Source organism: Gordonia sp. DT30 (genome assembly GCF_049844915.1).
Taxonomy (GTDB): domain Bacteria; phylum Actinomycetota; class Actinomycetes; order Mycobacteriales; family Mycobacteriaceae; genus Gordonia.
In genome coordinates, this window is record NZ_JBNCLY010000077.1 from 1 (window position 1) to 503 (window position 503).

The 503-nt window shown below is 67.2% G+C and carries 1 protein-coding gene; it reads left to right on the top strand.

Annotation, left to right across the window (positions count from 1 at the left end):
- Positions 1-503: DUF222 domain-containing protein (locus ACLQ3C_RS21500; protein WP_425707122.1), on the top strand; the 503-nt coding region annotated here is incomplete at both ends.

Sequence of the window (503 nt, forward strand, 5' to 3'; positions counted from 1 at the left end):
AACGAAACCGGCCACGGCGTCACCGCCACCAACAGCCTGCTGCCCATCACCGACGTCATCCGGTTGGCGGCCGACGCCCAACCCTGGTTGGCGGTCTTCGGTGAGCACACCACCGTGCCGCTGTATTTGGGTCGCGCCCGGTTGGCGAGCCGCGGGCAACGCATCGCCCTGTTCGCCAAACCCGACGGACAAGTGTGCTCACACCCCGGCTGCTCACAACCGGCCGCGCATTCGGAAATCCACCACGCCACCCTCGATTACGCGAAGGGCGGCCTGACCAACATCGACGACCTCGCACCCGCCTGCCCGAAACACAATCGGATGGTCGGCGAGAAACTCGGCCAGTACACCACCGGCATCTACCGCGACGGACCCCTGGCCGGGCGGTGTTGGTGGCGGCGTAACGCCGCCCCCGGTGCCCCACCCAACCCGAAACGCGTCAACAAACTGCCTGATGTCGGGCCCGACTTCACCGCCGGGCTCGCGAAGGTGCGTGCCGAAAT